We start from the raw sequence: 2,233 nt of genomic DNA, 5'->3' as shown, positions 1-2,233 counted from the left end.
AGGCACAGCAGCATCGCAGCCGGCGCCACCGGCACCAGAACGACGGTGGCGGCCACGATCACTGCACAGGTTCCCTCGCTGCCCACCAACGCCCGAGCCACATCGAACCCGTTCTCGGGCAACAGCTTCCCGAGATGATACCCGGACACCTGGCGGGGAATCCGGTCGAGTTCGAGCCGGAAATCGGCAAGATGGTCGCCGGCTAGCCCTTCGAGACCCGTGGTGAGACGCTGAGCCTCGACAACCGCCTCGGCATCGGCGGCATCGCCGGCACGCAGGCCACTCCGTGTCGCCGTGAGCCGGTGACCCCTCGCGGTCACCAGGTCGAGGGCGACGACGTGATCCGAGGTACGGCCGTAGCGCACCGAGTGGTTGCCGCAGGCGTCGTTGCCGATGGCACCGCCCACCGTGGCGCGGGACTTGCTGGACGGATCGGGAGCGAAGGTGAGCGCGCCGTCAGTGGCCAGCTGCACCTGATTCTGCAGGTCGGTGAGAACGATGCCGGGCTCCACAACGGCCGTGCGACTGAACGCGTCGACTGTGCGCATCCTGTTCATATGCCGGGAGAAGTCGAGTACCACGCCCCTGCCGATCGCGTTGCCCGCCAGCGACGTGCCGCCCCCGCGGCTGGTGACGGGGATTCCGTGGCCTGCACAGGCCCGGACGATCGCCACGACGTCATCGACGGACCGAGGAAAGGCCACGGCCAGCGGAGCCACCCGGTAGTTGGAGGCGTCGAAGGAGTACTCGGCGCGCCGGCGCGAGGAGGTGTCGAGGTCGATGCCCAGTGCGCCGAGCGCGTCGGCGATCGGGGTCAACTGGGCCATGGCTACATCGTCGAGGCGGTTCCGCAGATTGTCAACAATCCACATCTAGGGTGGGTGGCGTCAGAGGTCGTCACCGCGGGGACATCGGCGCCGGTGGCGGCGCACCCGAGCAGGCGGCCAGGAACAGAGCCCGAGCCGACCACTGCATGAGTTCGGCGGCCCGGTCGTGGCCGAGCCCGGCAACGTCGGTGAGCCAGATGAAGGATTCGATTCCCGTCGCGGCGCGTATGGCGACGGCCAGCAGATGCACGTCGACCTGCGGGTGCGTGTCCCGCAGTGGCGACAGCGCGTCCTTGATCCAGCCGATTGCACGGCCCTGCCGCAGCACCGGCGCTTCGGCTCCCGGCTCCAGCGACAACCGCAGAGACGCTCGGAGCTGCGGTTCCCACTCGACGGTGATCCGAATGGCCTCACGCATGACCAGCTCGAGTCGGGCCAGCGGATCATCGGGTGCATCCTCGGGCAAAAGGGAGTTCAGACGGATCTCGGGGTGGGCCGCCGACAGTAGTGATCTCTGATTCGGGAAGTAGCGGTAGGCGGTAGTCCGCGAGATGCCCGCGGCCTCGGCGGCACTTCCCACCGTCGGCGTGGTCCCGCCCGCGAGCAGCTGACGCGTCGCGGCGACCAGCGCATCCCGCGTCCGCGCCTTCTGCTGACTTCGCCCGGTTTCCACATATGGTACCGCCATTACCAAGATGGTACCGTAGTCCCATGGGACTGGAGTCCCATATCCGCCGGGACCAGAATCTGCAGGTGAGCCGCCCATGAGCCACGATCCGTCAGTCACAGATCCCGATTTGTACCGGGTGATTTTCGAGAACGAACGGGTGCGAGTCCTCGAATACAAGGACCAACCGGGCGACAAAACACACCCGCACAGCCATCCGGACAGCATCTTGTATCCACTCTCGACGTTTCACAGGCGAATCTCGACCGGTGGCCGCGAGGTCGAAGTCGACCTCACCGCGGGGCAGGTGCGGTGGCTCTCGGCGCAGGAGCACGCGGGTGAGAACATCGGCGACACCATCACCCACGCCCTGTTCATCGAGCTGAAAGAGCCTGCGCCGCAAAGCACCTCGACCACCTACGCGCCACTCGGCCCCAGCGTGACGTAGCCATTCCCCGAAGGGCCGCAACAGCCCGACGAGCAATGCTCGTCGTGACCCGCCGCCGACCTCGAACGTGGCGCTTTGTGCTTTATGCACAACCGCTCGAGGCAAGTTGGTTTGCGCTGGACATGGGCAGGTGCACTCTGCGTCATTAGTGTCGGAGATCACACCACGATCTCTCGTCGAAAGGCGCACCCATGAACCTCGGCTACCTGCCCTGGGACCAGCCCGCAGTCAACGCAGACCGCCTCTGCCTTCGCGACCACCAGGACGAGCTGACGTACGCGCAGGTCGAAC

The 2,233-nt window shown here is 66.4% G+C and carries 3 protein-coding genes; 1 reads left to right on the top strand and 2 read right to left on the bottom strand.

What is annotated here, in order from left to right:
* Together WAW17_RS13110 and WAW17_RS13105 are read right to left on the bottom strand one after the other, a co-directional pair.
* Positions 1 to 827, bottom strand: an 827-nt coding sequence (locus tag WAW17_RS13110) for an FAD-binding oxidoreductase (RefSeq protein WP_422333400.1), incomplete at its 3' end; no start/stop codon positions are given.
* A 70-nt stretch (positions 828 to 897) separates the two neighbouring features.
* Positions 898 to 1,515 carry a TetR/AcrR family transcriptional regulator gene (locus tag WAW17_RS13105; protein WP_422333399.1) on the bottom strand — a complete coding sequence of 206 codons (618 nt, stop codon included), beginning with the start codon at positions 1,513 to 1,515 and terminating at the stop codon, positions 898 to 900.
* 76 nt (positions 1,516 to 1,591) lie between these two features.
* Here WAW17_RS13105 and WAW17_RS13100 point away from each other — a divergent pair, with 76 nt between their 5' ends.
* Entirely contained in the window at positions 1,592 to 1,942 is a 351-nt protein-coding gene (locus WAW17_RS13100; protein WP_422333398.1) for a cytoplasmic protein, read from the top strand.
* The last annotated feature ends 291 nt before the right edge of the window (positions 1,943 to 2,233 follow it).

The sequence above is a fragment of the Rhodococcus sp. (in: high G+C Gram-positive bacteria) genome, from assembly GCF_049286785.1.
Classification (GTDB): Bacteria; Actinomycetota; Actinomycetes; order Mycobacteriales; family Mycobacteriaceae; genus Rhodococcus_F.
Note: the sequence above shows the minus strand (reverse complement) of the source record. Positions and strands in the feature narration are given on the sequence as shown.